At 67.5% G+C, this 16429-nt stretch carries 12 protein-coding genes; 3 read left to right on the plus strand and 9 right to left on the minus strand.

Annotation, left to right across the window (positions count from 1 at the left end; all coding sequences use genetic code 11):
• Positions 1 to 10 precede the first annotated feature (10 nt).
• Positions 11 to 598 (plus strand): Uma2 family endonuclease, encoded by a 588-nt coding sequence (locus tag ACGFNJ_RS05340; protein WP_393443544.1) that lies wholly within the window; start codon positions 11 to 13, stop codon positions 596 to 598.
• 244 nt (positions 599 to 842) lie between these two features.
• On the opposite strand, the gene ACGFNJ_RS05345 is transcribed toward ACGFNJ_RS05340, so the two are convergent.
• The 6 genes from ACGFNJ_RS05345 to ACGFNJ_RS05370 form a co-directional block, all read right to left on the minus strand.
• On the minus strand, positions 843 to 1004 hold the full coding sequence (locus ACGFNJ_RS05345) for a hypothetical protein (protein WP_167837625.1): 162 nt from the start codon (positions 1002 to 1004) through the stop codon (positions 843 to 845).
• 142 nt (positions 1005 to 1146) lie between these two features.
• Positions 1147 to 4515: an arabinosyltransferase domain-containing protein gene (locus ACGFNJ_RS05350; protein WP_393443546.1), complete on the minus strand. Its 3369-nt coding sequence runs from the start codon at positions 4513 to 4515 to the stop codon at positions 1147 to 1149.
• A gap of 15 nt (positions 4516 to 4530) precedes the next feature.
• Positions 4531 to 6357, minus strand: a complete 1827-nt coding sequence (locus ACGFNJ_RS05355) for a glycosyl transferase (protein WP_393443786.1) — start codon at positions 6355 to 6357, stop codon at positions 4531 to 4533.
• A gap of 182 nt (positions 6358 to 6539) precedes the next feature.
• Positions 6540 to 8537 carry an arabinofuranosyltransferase gene (locus ACGFNJ_RS05360; RefSeq protein ID WP_393443548.1) on the minus strand — a complete coding sequence of 666 codons (1998 nt, stop codon included), beginning with the start codon at positions 8535 to 8537 and terminating at the stop codon, positions 6540 to 6542.
• Positions 8538 to 8860: 323 nt separating this feature from the next.
• Positions 8861 to 9622 carry a decaprenylphospho-beta-D-erythro-pentofuranosid-2-ulose 2-reductase gene (locus ACGFNJ_RS05365; RefSeq protein WP_393443550.1) on the minus strand — a complete coding sequence of 254 codons (762 nt, stop codon included), beginning with the start codon at positions 9620 to 9622 and terminating at the stop codon, positions 8861 to 8863.
• Complete coding sequence (locus ACGFNJ_RS05370) at positions 9619 to 11100, minus strand: FAD-binding protein (protein ID WP_393443552.1); 1482 nt, start codon at positions 11098 to 11100, stop codon at positions 9619 to 9621. The genes ACGFNJ_RS05365 and ACGFNJ_RS05370 overlap by 4 nt, the downstream gene beginning before the upstream one ends.
• Before the next feature lie 99 nt (positions 11101 to 11199).
• On the opposite strand from ACGFNJ_RS05370, the gene ACGFNJ_RS05375 reads away from it, so the two are divergent.
• Entirely contained in the window at positions 11200 to 11655 is a 456-nt protein-coding gene (locus ACGFNJ_RS05375; protein ID WP_393443554.1) for a GtrA family protein, read from the plus strand.
• Between the two features lie 51 nt (positions 11656 to 11706).
• Here the strand turns inward: ACGFNJ_RS05375 and ACGFNJ_RS05380 are convergent, their stop codons facing one another.
• The 3 genes from ACGFNJ_RS05380 to ACGFNJ_RS05390 form a co-directional block, all read right to left on the minus strand.
• A complete protein-coding gene (locus ACGFNJ_RS05380; protein ID WP_393443556.1) occupies positions 11707 to 12339 on the minus strand; it encodes a pyridoxamine 5'-phosphate oxidase family protein in 633 nt (210 codons plus the stop codon).
• 237 nt (positions 12340 to 12576) lie between these two features.
• A complete protein-coding gene (locus ACGFNJ_RS05385) occupies positions 12577 to 14763 on the minus strand; it encodes a molybdopterin-dependent oxidoreductase (RefSeq protein ID WP_393443558.1) in 2187 nt (728 codons plus the stop codon).
• A gap of 180 nt (positions 14764 to 14943) precedes the next feature.
• Positions 14944 to 15426 (minus strand): hypothetical protein, encoded by a 483-nt coding sequence (locus ACGFNJ_RS05390; protein WP_393443560.1) that lies wholly within the window; start codon positions 15424 to 15426, stop codon positions 14944 to 14946.
• A gap of 313 nt (positions 15427 to 15739) precedes the next feature.
• Between ACGFNJ_RS05390 and ACGFNJ_RS05395 the strand changes: the two genes are divergently transcribed.
• The gene (locus ACGFNJ_RS05395) at positions 15740 to 16315 is read left to right on the plus strand and encodes a DUF4282 domain-containing protein (RefSeq protein WP_393443562.1); all 576 of its coding nucleotides are present in this window, start codon (positions 15740 to 15742) and stop codon (positions 16313 to 16315) included.
• Positions 16316 to 16429 lie beyond the last annotated feature (114 nt).

Here is a 16429-nt window from a genome sequence, read left to right on the forward strand (position 1 = left end):
CGCTCAGGGCATGACAAGCGGCGCTCCGAGCGACTGGTACCGGTGGATACCGGAGCAGATCACTGCGCGGGACTATGAGCTGCTCCCCGAAGACTTCTGCCGGACGATCGAGGTGGTCGATGGCCACATCGTGAAATGCGAGAGCCCGTCTCGCTTGCACAACCGTGTGGCACGCCGCATGGCAGAGCGCATGGAGGCGGGTCGTAAGCCGGAGCCCTGTCTCATGGTCGAGACCGATGTCGACGTCCGAATCAGTGACATCCCGTTGAGCCTGCGCAGACCCGACGTGGTCGTCTACCGCTGCATCGATGACGACGCGAAGCTCTACGCGGGTGACACGGTGCTGGTTGTCGAGATCGTCTCGCCGGACAGCTCCTTCCACACCGACACGGTGGAGAAGAAGGCCGCATACGCAGCCGCCGGGATTCCGGTGTACCTCATAGTGTTTCTGACCGAAGCGGGTGACGGTATCGAACTCATCGAGGAGTACCGCCTCTCCGAAGGCCGGTACCACCTCGTCTGCCTGCACACCCGTCGTTTGACAGTGGATTCCCCCCTCTCTGTCGATATCGCGTTCGGCGACCTGACTGCAGGCTAGGGATCGGCAGGCGCCGCGAACGAGTCGTCGCAGCCCCCGAGTTCGCGGCGGAGCATCTCTTGGCATGTGGTGGCGAAATCCGAACTTACCTATGGCCGGGCGGGTATGTCCTGGATACGACAAAGGCACCGAATCGTGGACGATTCGGTGCCGCGGGTGACGGGAGGGCGGTGGCGCGGGATCGGTGTGGAGGTTCCTCGGCGCGGGTCCGATCGATGCCGCGTCGGGTTGTCGGGGGCGGGTCTCAGACCTTGGTCATGCGCTGACCGAGTTCGCGACGGAGGACCTCTTGGGCCGGGAGGCGGTTGAGGACACGCAGGATGGCGGGGCGCAGTTCGCGCTGTTCGTCCTCGGTGAGCAGACCGACGAGATCGCGCAGATCCATCTGGTCGAATGCCGACGTCATAGTGAACAGATTACGGTTTCCGAGGGAATTCGTCCTGTGATTGTGCGGTGAAATCGGCGTCCAACCGGTCTGTTTACGACATTTTTGCGTCACCGCAACACCGGACCGTCTGGTCCGGTGTCGCGGAAAAGGCAAACGGCCCCTATCGGACTCGGATCGGATCGTCCTTCGCCAAGCCGGATCGCGTGACGACGGTGACGCCGATCTCAGCGGGTTGGGCCTTCGGATCGTAGGGGGTGAACTGCTCCAAAGAGCCCCAGTCCCGCGACCAGTCGTGGTCGAGATAGGTGGGGACGGTCTTCGATTCGAGCAGCAGCCCGGTCCAGCCGAGCGGCCCGCCGCCGATGTCGTCCTGCCACGCGTTGGAGGCGTCGGACCCGACCCGGTCGGGCAGAATGCGCCAGCGTGGCACTTCTGCGACACCATCGTGGTGGTTGAACGGGCGCTGGCACGGGAAGGCGAGCCCGACGTGCCAGTCGAGCAGCACCGGATCCGTGGACCCGACCACCGAATTCAGCGTCGCCAGCTTGGGCAGCCGAGGCGGCGTGACGGCGAGCCACTGCTTCGGCGTGATGTCGTTGTCGATCGCGACCAGCCGCACCGCGTTCGCTTCGAGGGGCAGCTGATTCAGCGGCACCCGCAGGTTGCGCCACGAGGGCGCAGGCCCGATATCGAGCGGGTCGACCGAGCCCAGCTTGCGCACCGAGCCATTCGCCTCGCGCACACCGTATTCGACGTGCAGCTCCTGCCCGTAGGTGACCACACCGTCGACGTCGACGTGCCGGATCCGGCCCGCCGCCGTGAGCGCGAGCACCTGGTAGGCCGGGTCGTGGCGCATGCTGTCGCTGAGATCGAGGCCGTACCACTGGGTGGTCAGCGAAGCCTGCTGTTGTTCGCCGTCCTGGTAGCTGCCCATGATCGGCGTCGTCGCCGGGTCGAGGCCGAACGGCAGGGCGACCGAGCTCCCGTTGATGCCGGTCTGCTCGGAGGTGCCGCCGCCGGTGCCTGCGCCGGTGGTCTTGGTTGTCTTGTTCTTCGAGTCGGAGTTGATCGAGTTCGCGCCGCCCGCGACGGTTTCGTCGGCGTCGGCGGTGAGGTCGCTCGCCACGCCGTTGGGCGTGAATCCCTTTGCTTCCGCGGCCAATCCGTCGGCGGGCGAGCCGGTGATGGGCAGCAGCAGCGACTTGGCCGTGTCCGTCTCCACCAGCACTTCGTTGGCGAGCGCGCACGAATCACCGGTCAGCGACTCGAAGTTCGATTTGGCGACCGAGTACGCCGGGTACTGGGCGACCGCGGCCTTCGCGAGCGAGGCCACCTCGAACAGCACCAGCAGCGCCGCGGCGATGGTCAGCGGTGCGGAGGCGAAGCGATCGAATCGCTTGGGCACACCACTGACTCGGCGATACGGCTCTCGAAAGTGCAGCCACACCGCCACGATCAGCGCGACACCGCTCAGTGCGAGGAACAGCGTGGAGAAACCCTTGCCCGCGACCAATGGCGCCTTGTCCCACCACGGCACGCCGTAGCTGGACACGTACCACCAGCCGTTGGACCCGGTGAATGTGATGGCGAGCAGGAACAGCACCGCGGCCGCGAACAGCGCCCGATTGCGTGGCGATCGGATGCCCTCGGTGCCCACCGCGACCGCGGCGAGCGCGGCCAGCGATCCGGCAAGCCCGGCGTACACGCCGAAGTGGTGGGTCCACTTGGTCGGGGTGAACATCATCAGCAGCAGCGACGCGAACACGATGCCGAGGATCCGCACCGACGGGCCGCGAGAAGTGCCGGGAATGCGGCCCTTTCGCAGCACCTGCAGCACACAGACCAGCAGGCACAGCAGCATCACCAGCACGCCGAAGCGCCGCGCGAGCGACCCGTCCGGCGAGAGCATCAGCAGCGAATCCCAGCGCGTGCGTTCGTCGAACCAGGCCACGTTCGGCCCGACGATGGTGCGCGCCCTGGTTGCCTCCAGCACCGTCGACAGCGTCTGATCCGCGAAAACCACCACCAGCACCAATGTTCCGGCGGACAGGCCAGGTGCGAGGACCGCCGCATACCGGAACACCGAGTTCAGCCAGGAGGGTCGACCGGACTGCGTTGCCTGCCCGCTCTTTTCGCCAGCAGGACCGCCGGGCGCATCGAGTCCTCCTGTCATCGCGGGACTTTCGGCGACACCGCCGCCGACCGCGGGCACCACCCCGCGCGCCCGCTTGATGATGATCTGCAGCACCGGTCGCGATCCCGCGATCAACGCCGCGATGCAGATCAGCCCGGTCGGGCCGGCAGCAAGGGAGAACCCGGCGATCAACACCGCGACCGCGGCGGGCAGCAGCCGCCCGGTGGCGATGGCCCGCTCGATCGAGCACCAGGTGAGCAGTGCGCCCGCCGCGATCAGCGGTTCCGGCCGCAGCCCGTTGTCGTAGGGCAGCCAGAAGGCGAGGAACACCAGCCCGGCCGTCCACAACGCCACCTTGTTGCGCCGCACCCGAGCCCCCAAGCGCGGCAGCACTTCCCGGCTGATCACCAGCCAGCACACCACCCCGGCGAACACGGCGGGCAGCCGCATCCACGGGCTGGCGTCCGAGATCCTGGTCATCCAGGCGAGCACCTCGTAGGACCAGCCGAACGGCGCTTCCGGCACCCCGAACCAGCGGTAGTAGTTCGCCATGTACCCGGCGTGCCCCGAGGCACGTGCCATGTTCAGGATGTAGCCGTCGTCGGAGGTGTTGGCGCCGATGAAGTGCCACAGCCCGAGCGTGCCCAGCACCGCAGCGTCGGTCGGCGTGAACCGCCACCAGTGCGCGGGCAGGAAGCGGCGGGCGCGACGCCCGTCGCTGGTGTCGAGCAGATGCAGTGCGAGCAGCGCGACGAGCGTGCAGACAACGGCCGCGATGATCGCGGCCAGCTTCAGCGCGGTCGGCGACGAGGAGAACCGCGAATCGATGTCGGCGTGCACCTTGGCGCCGTCCAACCGGGCGGCCGGGAGATCGGTGAACACGCCGACCAACTGCGGCCGGATATCGCGAGTCACGGTGTTGCGGAACGGCGTACCGTCCTGCCGCGTCGCCCCGGTGATCTCGGTGGTCGTCGCGGCGGCCGTCGACTCGATGGTGACGGCGGTGCAGCCTGCGCCTGCGGTGATTTCGGCAACCGGCGCGGCAAGCAGCGGCACGTCGCGCAGCACCACCGAGAGCACGCCGTCGGCGACCGAAACCACCAGTCCCTTGGTCGCCGCCTGGCCGGAACTGACCGGCACGGTGGACACCACCGTGCCCGACCCCACCGCCTGCACGAGCGAGCACGGCAGCGTCGCGTTCAGCCGTAGCGGCTGATACGACACCAGCGGCGCCTCGACACTGCTGACGCCGGCCTGCGGCCAGTCCAGCGTCGCCCGGTCCTGCCGCACCGGCAACAGCGGTGTCAGCAGCGCCAGCACGAATCCCAGGAGCCCGGAGACGAGGGCGATCAGGCGGTAACGGGTGAACGCTCGAGTAGTTCGGTCCGGTCGCACGGTGCTTGATGCTAGCTACCTCACCGCGCGAACGTCCCAGAGCCACACGTCGTCGACGCGAGCCGGTTCGAAGCCGAGCAGCTGCGTCACCGTGCTGCGCAGCGTGTCGACGTTCTTGGTCGCGGGCAGCACCAGGACGTCCGCCTGCCAGAACTCGAGGTCGGCGCGGGCCTGCGCGCGGGTCTCGTCGGTGATCGGCGGCACGGCCCCGGTCTCCTGTGCCCGCACCAGCAGCGTGGTGGTCGCGCGCCCCTCCGGACCGTAGATGCCCTTCTTCGTTGCCCCGGTCGGGCCGACGAAATACCCACCGGCCAGCGGGAAGTCGAAGCCTGCTTCGGCCTGCCAGCGCAGCGCGCCCGCGTCGAGCGGCCGGGACGGCGGCACCATGACCACCGAGCCGGTGCCGACGTAGTTGCGCACCGTTCCGTCCGCGAAGAACGCAGGCGTCGGACCCCGCTCGACGACGGGAAGGATCGTCGGCACCAACGGCAGCAGCGCCAGCGCGAGCGTGCCGAACCAGGCCAGCGGCCGCCAGTCCACCGGCGACTCGCGCCACCGGCCGACCGCCCGCTGGGTGGCCAGCGCGAGGATCGCCGCGATGGCGGGAATCGCCGCCATGGTCAACCGGGTCTCCAGCACCGTGCTCAGCAGCGGGACGTGTTCGGCCCAGCGCCAAGGCAATTCGACGCCGGTGGGCTTCTTGCCGAGCATGGCGACCGCGCCGAGCGAGAGCACGCCGAACACCACGATCACCACGCCTGCCGCCCGCACCACCCGATCGCGCCATAGCAGCGCGATGGTGGTGGCGAGCAGGAGCAGCAGCGGCCAGCCGAAGTAGGCGTTCTGCTCGGTCTCGTTGATCGCCACGTACTGGCCTGGCGAGAACAGCCCGCCCAGCGATTCGGACGGGAACTGCACGATCGCCTTGAGATCGTTGCCCATCGGGCCGTGGTCGATCGAGCGGTAGCTTTGCGGGCCGAAAAACTGCCACCAGAGCGGGATTTCGGTGAGCATCAGGGTGAACACCGCCGCGAGCAGCACCGTCGGCGCGATCCCGCGCAGTGTGCGCATTCCATAGCGCGGCGCATGCAGGAAGTACACGATCGCGAACAGCCCGAACGCGAGCGCGAAGATCAGCAGCGGCTCCTCGCCGAGCGCGATCTGCATCGCGACCAGCAGGCCGAGCGCGACGGCGTCGCGTACCCGCCTGCGTGGCCGGTCCGGCCCGGTCACCGCGGCCCGGCGCGCCATCCGGATCAGCTGGCCCGCGATGATCGGAAGCAGCACCAGCACAACGAAATTCGGGTGCGCATTGGCGTGCGAGATCATCGCAGGCGCGAACCCGCAGAACAGCCCGCCGATGCCCGCCGCGAGCTTGGACTCGACGAGCTCCCTGGAAAACAGCCAGTACCAGCCGAATGCGGTGGATGCGAGCCCGAGCGTGAGCACGAGCACGAACGTGACCGTCGGCCCGAACATCAGCGTGATCGGCGTGAACGGCACCCCGACCCCGAACATGGCCGTGTTGGCCATCATGTTCACCCCGGCCGGGAAGTTCTGCAGGGTGGTGCCGAGCGGGTTCTCCAGGTGCGCCACCGAGTGCGCGGTGACCGCGAAGAACCACTCCCACATCGTCTGGTCCTGACCGCTCTTGATCAGGTACCCGCTCTGGGTGTTGCGCCACTGTCCCGACAGGACAACCACGGCCAGGGCAAGGTAGCCGAACCCGAACAGCAGGTCGGCACGGTGGAAGCGGGGGAATCTTCGTTTGCGGGCCGGGGCCGACGGCCCCGCGGTGAGCACTCCGGTCGCGATGGTGTCCCTGCTCGCAACCCCTACCACCGACTCGTCCTGCGTGCCCGAATCGGCCTGTAATGCCCGTACCACCTGCAAACTTCTCCTCTATAACTACAGCTCAGCCGCCTACGGTACCCAAGGACGCTGTGCGTCGCCTGGTAACCGAGGCAGTGACCGAATGGGACTCGGCAGCGATGTGCCGCTGTCATGTCCCATTCGATGCCGCGTTATCGACGGATGGTGACGAGGGCGAACGGGCCGATTTCGGTGGTGGTGAAGCGCGGATCGGCGAAGAGTTCCTTCGAGAACGGCACCGCGTAGCGCTTGACGTTCGGGTCGTTCGGGTAGACGTCCTCGGCCAGCTTCAGCGTGTAGCTGTCACCACTGTTGCGGAACAGGAAGGCGTCCGGAGCGCGCCACGGGCTGGCCGCCAGCGCATCGAGCAGCGCGCTCGACGACTTCAGCGTGCTCCACTGTTTGATGGTCGCGGCCCGGCCCTGGAAATCGGCCAGCGGGTTCGCGTAATGCGGCGTGAGCGCCTGGAAGCCGTAATACGGATAGAAAGCCAGGAAGCTGGTGTCCGCGGTGAGCACGACGGTGTCCGAGCGTGGCCGTCCGGTTTGCGCCAAGAGGGCCTTGTCCACCTCGCCGTAATGCGCCACCGCCGAAGGGTTGCGCTGATCGGCGCGCTGACCGTTGCCGTCGGTGTCGGTGTATGCGGTGGTGATCTCCGGGGCGAGGACGTGCGGGATGTCCTGGGTGAACGCGAGCGCGGCGACCACGGTCACCACGGTCACCATCAGCCGGAACCGGCCCGGCTCGTTCAACGCCTGGTAGATCGCTCGCGTCCCCTCCACCACCCCGAACGCGCCCGCCGCGGCGAGCAGCGCGAGCAGGATCGGCTCCAACCGGAACGACAGCAGCGTGGTCTTCGCCACCGTCGCCGTCATCGAGAGCACCGTCCACAGGTAGACCGCGACGACGCCCATGCCGAGCGCCTGCGCCCGGCGCGACGAGCCCGCTCGCAGGACCAGCCAGATCACTCCGATCAGGCACAGCGCGCCACGCAGCGAGAACTCGACCATCGGGAAGAACAGTTCCGAACCGGACTCGGGCAGGTAGTGCTGTGCGGTGCCGGTGCTTGCCGTCGGGCTGCTCAGTGTCTTCAGCAGATACGGCGCCCACACGATCGCCGCGAGCACCCCGGCGATCGCCGCGATCGCGACCAAGCGAACCAGCGGCGCGAGCGCGGCCCGCCAGGCAGGCGGCCCGTCGGCGCCGGCCCGCCGATCCGCGGCCCGTCGTTCCCGCACCGCGAGCCCGGCGGCGAGCAGCCCCATCAACGCGACAGCGAAGGCCGCGAGGAGGAAGTAGAGCGTGTAGAAGGTGGCGCCGAGCCCAAGGAACAGTCCGGTGCCGAGCACCGCACCCCAACCGCCCGCGGTGCCGGCTTTACCGCCCTCCGGACGATGCAGCGCGCCCCACGCCAGGATCAGCGCAGGCGGCAGCAGCAGCACGATGACCGCGCTGTACGCCTCCGGCGACGCGTACGCCAGCACGATCGCGGTGACCGCCGCCGTCACGGCGATCGCCCAGTCGGCGCGAATCAGCTTGGACCACAACACCAGCGAGATCACCGCCGCCACCGCGATCGAACCGATCGCGTACGGCTTGAACGTCGCCCACCCGGCCATGCCGAGCACGTCGGCGACCCGCCCGCCGATCCAGAACCACCCCGACGGGTAGAACGGGGGCAGATCCACATAGGTCATGTCGTGCGGGACCGGGGAATCGGTGAGCCGGGTCAGGAACTCGGTCCGGAACTCCTGGTCCACCGAGACGCCGAACAGATACAGCTTGGTCGCCGCGAGCGGCATCCCGAGGGTGAACGTGACGAACGTCGAAATGCCCAGCCAGGACAGCGTTTTGGCCAACCATGGGGCGCCGAGCCAACCCCGCAGCGTGCCTGCCCGCCGGGTCAGTGCGATCGCCGCGATCACCAGGGCCGCCGCGAAGACCTGCCCGACCGTCGTCAGTGCGCGAGTCACGTTGGAGGAGTTGAACGCGGGCCAGTGCACCATCGAAAAGGCGGTCAGCCCAACGGCAGTCACCACCAGGGCAACCAGACCTGCCAGGACCGCCTCGCCGACTCCGGCTCCGGCCTGCCTGGCCAATAGAGCACCTCGGCTGCGCGGTGCGTCGCGCTCGGTGACCGCCGCGGTCATCGACCCGCTCCGATGCCGCAACCGGCACACCGACTAACTCGCGCCCGAAAACCCAGGGCGGCCTGCGCCCGCACGTCGGTGGTCGCGGCGCACGGCACGCCACAGCCGGTGTCTCCGATTACTCGCATGGCATCTCCGGGTTCCCTCGGGTCGGCATTCGCGTCGGCGCCACGACGCCCATGGGCGTCCCGGCGACCGGCGATCATGCTGCCAGGTCCCGCCCTCGGATGCGTCAGCGTGCTGGTCGTGGCGACATAAAAAAGCCGCACCGTCCGGACTCGCGCGGCTGCGCGAGGCCGATCCCGGTGCGGCTCACCAAGCTCCTAGATGGGCAGCTTGCGGAAGATCGGGCGCGGGACGTGGCGCAGGATCATCATCACGAAACGCCAGGTGCCCGGCGCCCAGATGAGATCCTTACCCTTCTGCGAGGCCGAAACCGCAAGCTCGGCAATGACTTCCTTGTCGACGGTGAGCGGCGCCTCTTTGACGTGCGCGGAGAACCTGGTCCGCACCATGCCAGGCCGGATCACCAGCACACGCGGGCCGTGCGGGCGCAGCGCCTCGCCGAGCCCGAGATAGAAGCCGTCCAGGCCCGCCTTGGTCGACCCGTAGACGAAGTTGGTGCGCCGCACCCGCTCACCGGCGACCGACGACATCGCGATGATCCGCCCGAAGCCCTGCGCCTTCATCTTCTCGCCGAGCAGCACGCCGACCGAAACCGATGCGGTGTAGTTGATTCCGGCGACCTGCACAGCCTTGCGCTGGTTCTGCCACAGCTCTTCCGGATCGCCGTCGAGGGCGAAGGCGACGATGGCGACATCCACGTCGCCGCCGTCCCATGCCGCGTCGATCACCTTCGGGTGACTGTCGGTGTCGAGCGCGTCGAAGTCGATCACGTCGACCTGGGTCGCGCCCGCCGCCTTCATCTGCGCGACCGCGTCCTCGCGGAGCGGATCGTTGGGCAGCGCGGCCAGGATGATGCGCGCCGAACCCTTGCGCAGGTATTCGGTGCAGATCGCCAGGCCGATCTCGGAGGTCCCGCCGAGCAGCAGGATGGCCTGCGGGTTACCGACGGCATTAATCACTGCAGCTCCAGCCTTCTCGCCATATCGGACATGAAAACGCCTGTGGGGTCGACACTTCGGCGGATCTTGATCCACTCGTCGATCCGTGGGTACATCTGGTGGAACGTCTCCGCGGTGGTCCGCGAGTCCTTCGCCGTGTATAGGCGGCCACCGAATTCCAGTACGCGCCGGTCTAATTCGCTGACCAGCTCGTTCAGGCCCGGCTTGATCGGGAAGTCGACGCAGATGTTCCAGCCCGGCATCGGAAAGCTCAGCGGCGCCGGGTTGCCTGCGCCGAACAGCTTGAACACATTCAGCGCCGAGTAGTGCCCGGACGCCTGGATGTCGATGATGATCCGCTTGAACTCCTCGACCGCCTCGGTCGGCACCACGAACTGGTACTGCAGGAAGCCGTTGGAGCCGTAGCCGCGGTTCCACTCCGCGATCATGTCGAGCGGGTGATAGAACTGCGTCAGGTTCTGCACCTTGCCGGTGTAGTTGCCGCCCATCGCGTAGTACGCCTCGCCGATGGAGCGCAGCGTCAGCTTGTTCATCGTCCAGTTGGGGAAGATGTCCGGCACGGTCATCAGCTGCGGTGCGTCGAACTTCAACGGCTTCTTGCGCAGCCGCTTGGGCAGCTCGTCGGCCTTGGCGAGGCGGCCGCGGGTGATGGTGGCGCGGCCGAGCTTGGGCAGCGGGCTGATCACGTCGAACCACGCGCTCGAGTACGTGTAGTTCGCCTCGCTGCCGTCGCTGTGCGCCGCGATCGTCTCGTCGAGCGTCGTCGTCTTCACGCCGTCGTTGAGGAAGTACGCCGACTCGGTCGGGGTCATCTCGATGGTCGCGCGCAGGATGATGCCGGTGAGCCCGTTGCCGCCGACGGTCGCCCAGAACAGCTTGGCGTTGCGCTTCGGCGTGATGTGCTGCACCTGCCCGTCGGCGGTGAGCAGATCGATCGAGCGCACGTGGTTGCCGAAGCTGCCCTCGCTGTGATGATTCTTACCGTGGATGTCGGAGGCAATGGCGCCGCCGATCGTCACTTGACGGGTGCCTGGCAGCACCGGGACCCACAGTCCGAACGGCAACGCCGCCTTCATGAGCTGGTCCAGGCTGACTCCGCCGTCCACATCGACGATCCGCGTATCGCGGTCGATCCGATGAATGTTGTTCAGCGCCGTCATGTCGATGACGAGCCCGCCCGCGTTCTGTGCGTGATCGCCGTAGGAGCGGCCGAGGCCGCGCGCGATCACGCCGCGGCGCAGGTGCGCTGGCTTGGAGTCATTGTCCTCGGCGACCATGGCGACGGCCTTGGCGATCAGTTCGGGATCGCTGGTCGAGAGCACTTCGGAAGAGGTTGGTGCGGTGCGACCCCACCCGGTCAACGTGCGGGTCTGCGTCGGCAATGCGAACGCGTTCCCGGCGGCGGCGTCGCCGTTTGTGACGGTCGCGCCGTTCTCGTTCCCGGTCGTCGTGGTGGCGGTCGGAGCTTTCGTGGACATCGGGATAGAGGCTACAGGTATGACCGGACATCCGGTCGGTCTCGCTTACCCCGCGGTAGTGAGATACGTATCGCTTTCGGTACGGCTACGCTCGTCCGCGTGCATGCCGATCCCCATCTGCCGCTCCCGGCCGAATTGCCGCTGGTCGACGAGCCGGGCGGTACCGATGTCGACCTGAAGACGCAGATTGTCCGGTTCACCCTGACCGGCGGTCTGTCGGCGATCGTCGACTTCGGGCTGTACAGCCTGCTGTTCAACCTGGTCGGCCTGCCACGTGAGGCAGCGAAGTCGCTCAGCTTCATCGCGGGCACGACGACGGCGTATCTGATCAACCGCCGCTGGACGTTCAAGGCGCCGCCGAGTCGAGCACGGTTCGTCGCGGTGGTGATTCTCTACGCGGTGACCTTCGCCGTGCAGGTCGGCATCAACGCGGTGCTGTATGAGGCGTTGCCCGACGCGCCGTGGCGTCAGCTGCTCGCGTTCGTCGTCGCCCAGGGCACGGCCACTGTGATCAATTTCGTAGTCCAGCGCGTAGTGATCTTCAAGATTCACTGACGGCGTTCATGGGGATTTCCTAGCGCCGCATAGCAGTTGGGCGCGTGACGGTCACCGGCAGACGAGCCCGTCCCCGGCGAGCGCACGGCTCTCGGCTTTGGCGCCGAAGTAGTCGCCGCCCTTGGCACGGACATTGTCGGTGCCCCACTCGCGCTGTTCGCGGTCGGCGGGGACCAGATGCGGAATGTGCTTGCGGCAGTGGATGTATGCCTCTTCGACGTCGACGACGACCCAGCGTTCCGCGGCCCGGCCCTTGTGGTTCTCCGGCAGGCCGGTGACGCTGCGGCGCAGCGCGTCGTCCTCGACGATGCGCGCCGCGCCGTTGATGTGCAGGCCGATCAGGTCGCGGACGAAATCGAGGAGCATGATCCCGACGTGCGGGTTCTCCAGGATGTTGCCCAGGCTGGCCAGCACGCCGTTGCCCCGGTATTCGGGGTAAGCAATCGTGCGTTCGTCGATGACGTGCAGGAAGCCGGGCAGGCCCGCGCGGAAGCTCGAATCGCACTCGCCGTGCTTGTCCGCGGTCGCGATGAACGCCATGTCCATCCGCCCGATGAACTCGATCATGGTGGGGTTCAAGTGATCCAGCACCTGGTCGTCATAGAAGCGACCAGCTCTTTCCTGGGTGCCGTACCGGTCTTGTAGCTCGTGTTCGCCGTCGCTACCGCAGTGTGTACCAGGCATCTTCGCCACCCTCTGGTTGCCGGAATCCGGTCCTTCGAGGGTCGACGTCGAGCCCGCGACTAAACCGAAATCCTGTCCATTTTAGTCAGATCGGCTTGAGCAAAACTACGAAATCCATGTTGAGAATGCACTGAATGCTTAGTTAGCACAAGGGTTTCCGGGAAATCACGACAAGCCGACCGGCCGGGATCTTCTGCCCGTTCCGGCCGGTCGGCGCTGTCGTCGATGCGACGAGCTTCACGCCGGCGTCAGGGTCACCGGCACCCCGTTGAACACCGCGTTGCCGGAGGGCACGTCGACCACCGAATCATCGGTCAGCACATTCGCGTTCACGCCTGCGTGCGCCCTGGCGACGGTCTGCGCGCTGTCGGCGTGGCCCCAGCCGTGCGGCAGGCTCACCACGCCGGGCATGATCGCGTCGGTCGGCTCCAGCGGCACCGTCAGCGTCCCTGCGGCCGACTTCACCACCGCGTGCTCACCGAGCCCGAGCCTGGCCACGTCGTCCGGATGGATATGCAGCGTGCACCGATTCGACCCGCTGACCAGCGTCGCGATGTTGTGCATCCAGCTGTTGTTCGACCGCAGCTGACGCCGCCCGATCAGCACCACGTCCGGCGCGGTGTCGGCGAGCCTGGCCCGCATCCTGGCCACGTCGTCCAGCAGCGGCGGCGGGGCGAGCTCGACCAGCTTCGACGCGGTCCGTAGCGCCCCGGGTAGCTTGGGCTGCAACGGACCTAGGTCGACGCCGTGCGGATTGTCGAGCAGCGCTTGCAGATTGAGTGTTCCACCGGCCCACTCGCCGTACGGGCCGAGCCGCAACATCATGTCGATGCGCTGCTCGGTGGTGTTCTCGCCGACCAATTCGGCACGCCGGTCGGCCATTCCGGCCTTGTTCAGGGTGCCCGCCATGATCAGTTCGTCCACCGCGGTGAGCGGGTCGGCCCCGTCGACGCCGTCGTGCGGCATGCCGGAGACCGCCGCGGCCAGGCGGGCCAGCACGCCTGCCTCCGAGGGACGCGCGCCGAGCGGCACCAGCGGGCGCGAATAGCGCGCGTAGTTGCGCACCGCGAACTGCAGCAGCGCGAAGTCGTAGTGTGGCGACTGGGTCGGGCGCGGCGGCGGCAGGATCACGTCGGCATGTCTGGTCGTTTCGTTCAGATACCGGTCCACGCTCACCATGAAGTCGAGCTGGGCGAAGGCGGCATCGAGGCGGGCTCCGCTCGGCGCGGACAGCACCGGGTTGCCCGCGACCGTCACCAGTGCGCGGATCTGTCCCTCGCCCGGCGTCAGGATCTCGTCGGCCAAGGTCGCGACCGGGAACTCGCCCATGGCCTCGGGCAGCGCGCGGACCCGGCTGGTCCAGCGCCCCAGCGTGAACGGCCTGCTGCGGACGATCCCGCCCGCCGCCGCGGTGGCGAACATCGCACCGCCCGGCGCGTCGAGATTGCCGGTGAGCGCGTTGATCGCGTCGACGAGCCACTGCGTGATCGTGCCGAATTCCGCTGTGCAGGTGCCGATTCTGGCGTACACCGCCGCCGTCGGCGCCGCGGCGAGCTCGCGGGCGAGGCGGATCACCGTCGCCGCGGGCACCCCGGTGCGCATCGCCACCGCGTCCGGGCTGAATGCCGCTGCGGCCGTGCGCAGTTCGTCGAGCCCGGCGACCTCGACCCGCACGTCGGTGAGTTCCTCGGCGAACAAGGTGTGCACGATCCCGAACAGCAGGTAGGCGTCGCTACCCGGCCGGATGAAAAGATGCTCGTCGGCAAGCTTCGCGGTGCGGGTCACCCGGGGGTCGACCACGACGAACCGGCCGCCCCTGCGCTGCAACGCCTTCAACCTGCCAGGGAAATCCGGTGCGGTGCACAATGACCCGTTCGATTCCAGCGGATTCGCGCCGAGCATCAGCAGATAGTCGGTGCGATCCAGATCCGGCACCGGCACGGTGAGCGGATCGCCGAACATCAGCCCGCTGGCCACCTGCTTGGGCATCTGGTCGGCGGTGCTCGCCGAGTAGATGTTCCTGGTGCTCAGCGCGCGCAGCAGCACAGGCACGTACAGCGCGCCTGCCACGGTGTGCGCATTCGGGTTGCCCAGGTAGGCCGCCGCAGACTGTTTCCCGTGCTCGGCGGTGATCTGCGGGAAGCGTTCGGCGATGAGGTCGAAGGCCTCGGTCCAGGTCGCGGTCTGCCAGGTGTCGGTGGCCCGGTCCCGGATCATCGGCTCGGTGATTCGATCGGGATCTTCGTCCAGATGTCCGAAGCTGGCCCCCTTGGGGCAGATGAACCCCTTGCTGAACGGATCCTCCCGGTCGCCACGCACGGACGTCACATGGTCGTCCGGATCGAGCGTCACCTCCAGCCCGCAGACCGCCTCGCAGAGCGGACAGGTGCGCAAGAGGTTACGAGAGTCCGTGATGTGGGCCATGCCCCATCCTCTCGCGCTATCGCCGGTCTGAAAAGAGAACACGGGATATGCGATCGGCGAGCGATGGTCGCGACCGTGAAACCAAGAACGACCGACATCCAGATGCCGGGGCAGTCGGCGTGTTCAGGATGTCGGTCGTACCAGCCGGGCGTGGGCCCGGCGGTCTTCGGGTTGCTTGTTTCAGCAGGCGACGCTGGTGAGCTGCGGCCGCTTGCGTGCGGTGACGGCACGCACGGCGGCGCCGAGCGCGACGACCGGCGGGATCCACCGGGCCTCGGCGGGCGTGACGCCCCAGCAGGCCGAACCGGCCGAGAGCTGAGTGGGCGGCAACAGGATGCCCGCGCCGTCGGTGTGGACGATGGCTCCGGCGGCGGTGAGCGCCTCGAGTGCCAGCGTGGCCTTGCGGAGGCCGGTGACCAGGTGGATCTCGCGACGCTGCGCGCCGGGGATCTCGATGACCGGGCCGGACAGGTTGTTCGCGCGCAGGAAGCGGCGAACTTGGCCGGCCAGCTCTCCGCTGACCTCGATGCCGGACACTTCGTCATCGGTGATCAGGCAGAGACCATTGGCCGTTTCGGCGACCGTCCATCCGCGCTGGGTGTAGTCCTGCGCAGCGGCGGTCATAGTGGCCGCCGAGACGGAAGTCGGAAACGTGGTGCGCACTTGTCTTCTCCATTCCCCGGTAGATCTGGGTCCTGCTTCATGGGGCCTATCGCCGCCAGACATCTTCGGTGTTACGCGATCTTCAAAACTTCTTTGCGAGTGTTGGCTACGTCTCTTCGGCACTCCGGTGACAGCGAATTGCTATGACGTTGCTCGACATTGCTCGGTATTGTTGTCCCGCCGCTACTTTCGCCCGCTGACCTGTTCTTTCGCTGTGCCGTCCCTGCGAGACTGCTGAGGGCGGTGGTGTTCGTGAGATCCGCACCGCGCCGCCGATTGGCCTGGATGGGTGTGAGCGGGGAGTATTTCGGTCATGAGCGACGAGCCCAACGGCAACGCCAAAGGGAGTGCGCTGCCGGACCCAGAGGAGTACGAAGCCGAATCGCGGTGGCTCACCTGGAAGGAATCGGCGGCGCGCCGGTTCTCGCGTGCCGACACGGTCGAGGAAGAGGTGGTTCCGGAGCCGTTCGAGAGCCCGCGCGCCTTCGGCCAGTGGGCTGTCGAGGCGGCCCGCGGCCTGCTCGACGTCCAATTCCACCGGCCTGCCACGCGCACGCTGCTGCCGCTGGCCTACATCCTCGGCTTGGCGTTCGCCGTCGCGGCGCCGATCGCGCTGACGGTGTCGATGTGGCGGATCTCGGCGGTGCTCGGCGTGCTCGCCGCGCTGATCGGGGTGCCGCTCGGGCTGACCATCGCGGCCGTCGTCCGGTTGCTGCTGGAGTTCCTCGTCAGCGTGTCCAGGCTGGCGACGCGGGTCGAGCACATCAGCGAGCTGGCCGACGATCTGTTCCAGGCACTCTCCGATGTCGCCGAGCCGGTCAACCAGCTCTCCGAAGACGTTCGCGCGGTGCAGTTCTGGCGCTTCCGCAAGCGCGGCTCGCGCAGGTAAAGTCGGCGAAACCGCACTTACCCATGGCATTTGGCGTTGTGATGCCACCGGCGTGGCTGAGACACCCACCATGGGCTATGGCAGATTTGCTGTGAAAGAATGCGGTTCCGATGC

Source organism: Nocardia sp. NPDC049149 (genome assembly GCF_043197455.1).
Lineage (GTDB): Bacteria > Actinomycetota > Actinomycetes > Mycobacteriales > Mycobacteriaceae > Nocardia.

Bases quoted from the DNA above. Each gene is read 5' to 3' on its own strand.
- ACGFNJ_RS05340 (WP_393443544.1), top strand. From the start codon at position 11: ATGACAAGCGGCGCTCCGAGCGACTGGTACCGGTGGATACCGGAGCAG.
- ACGFNJ_RS05345 (WP_167837625.1), bottom strand. From the start codon at position 1,004: ATGACGTCGGCATTCGACCAGATGGATCTGCGCGATCTCGTCGGTCTG.
- ACGFNJ_RS05360 (WP_393443548.1), bottom strand. From the start codon at position 8,537: ATGACCGCGGCGGTCACCGAGCGCGACGCACCGCGCAGCCGAGGTGCT.
- ACGFNJ_RS05370 (WP_393443552.1), bottom strand. From the start codon at position 11,100: ATGTCCACGAAAGCTCCGACCGCCACCACGACGACCGGGAACGAGAAC.
- ACGFNJ_RS05380 (WP_393443556.1), bottom strand. From the start codon at position 12,339: ATGCCTGGTACACACTGCGGTAGCGACGGCGAACACGAGCTACAAGAC.
- ACGFNJ_RS05385 (WP_393443558.1), bottom strand. From the start codon at position 14,763: ATGGCCCACATCACGGACTCTCGTAACCTCTTGCGCACCTGTCCGCTC.
- ACGFNJ_RS05395 (WP_393443562.1), top strand. From the start codon at position 15,740: ATGAGCGACGAGCCCAACGGCAACGCCAAAGGGAGTGCGCTGCCGGAC.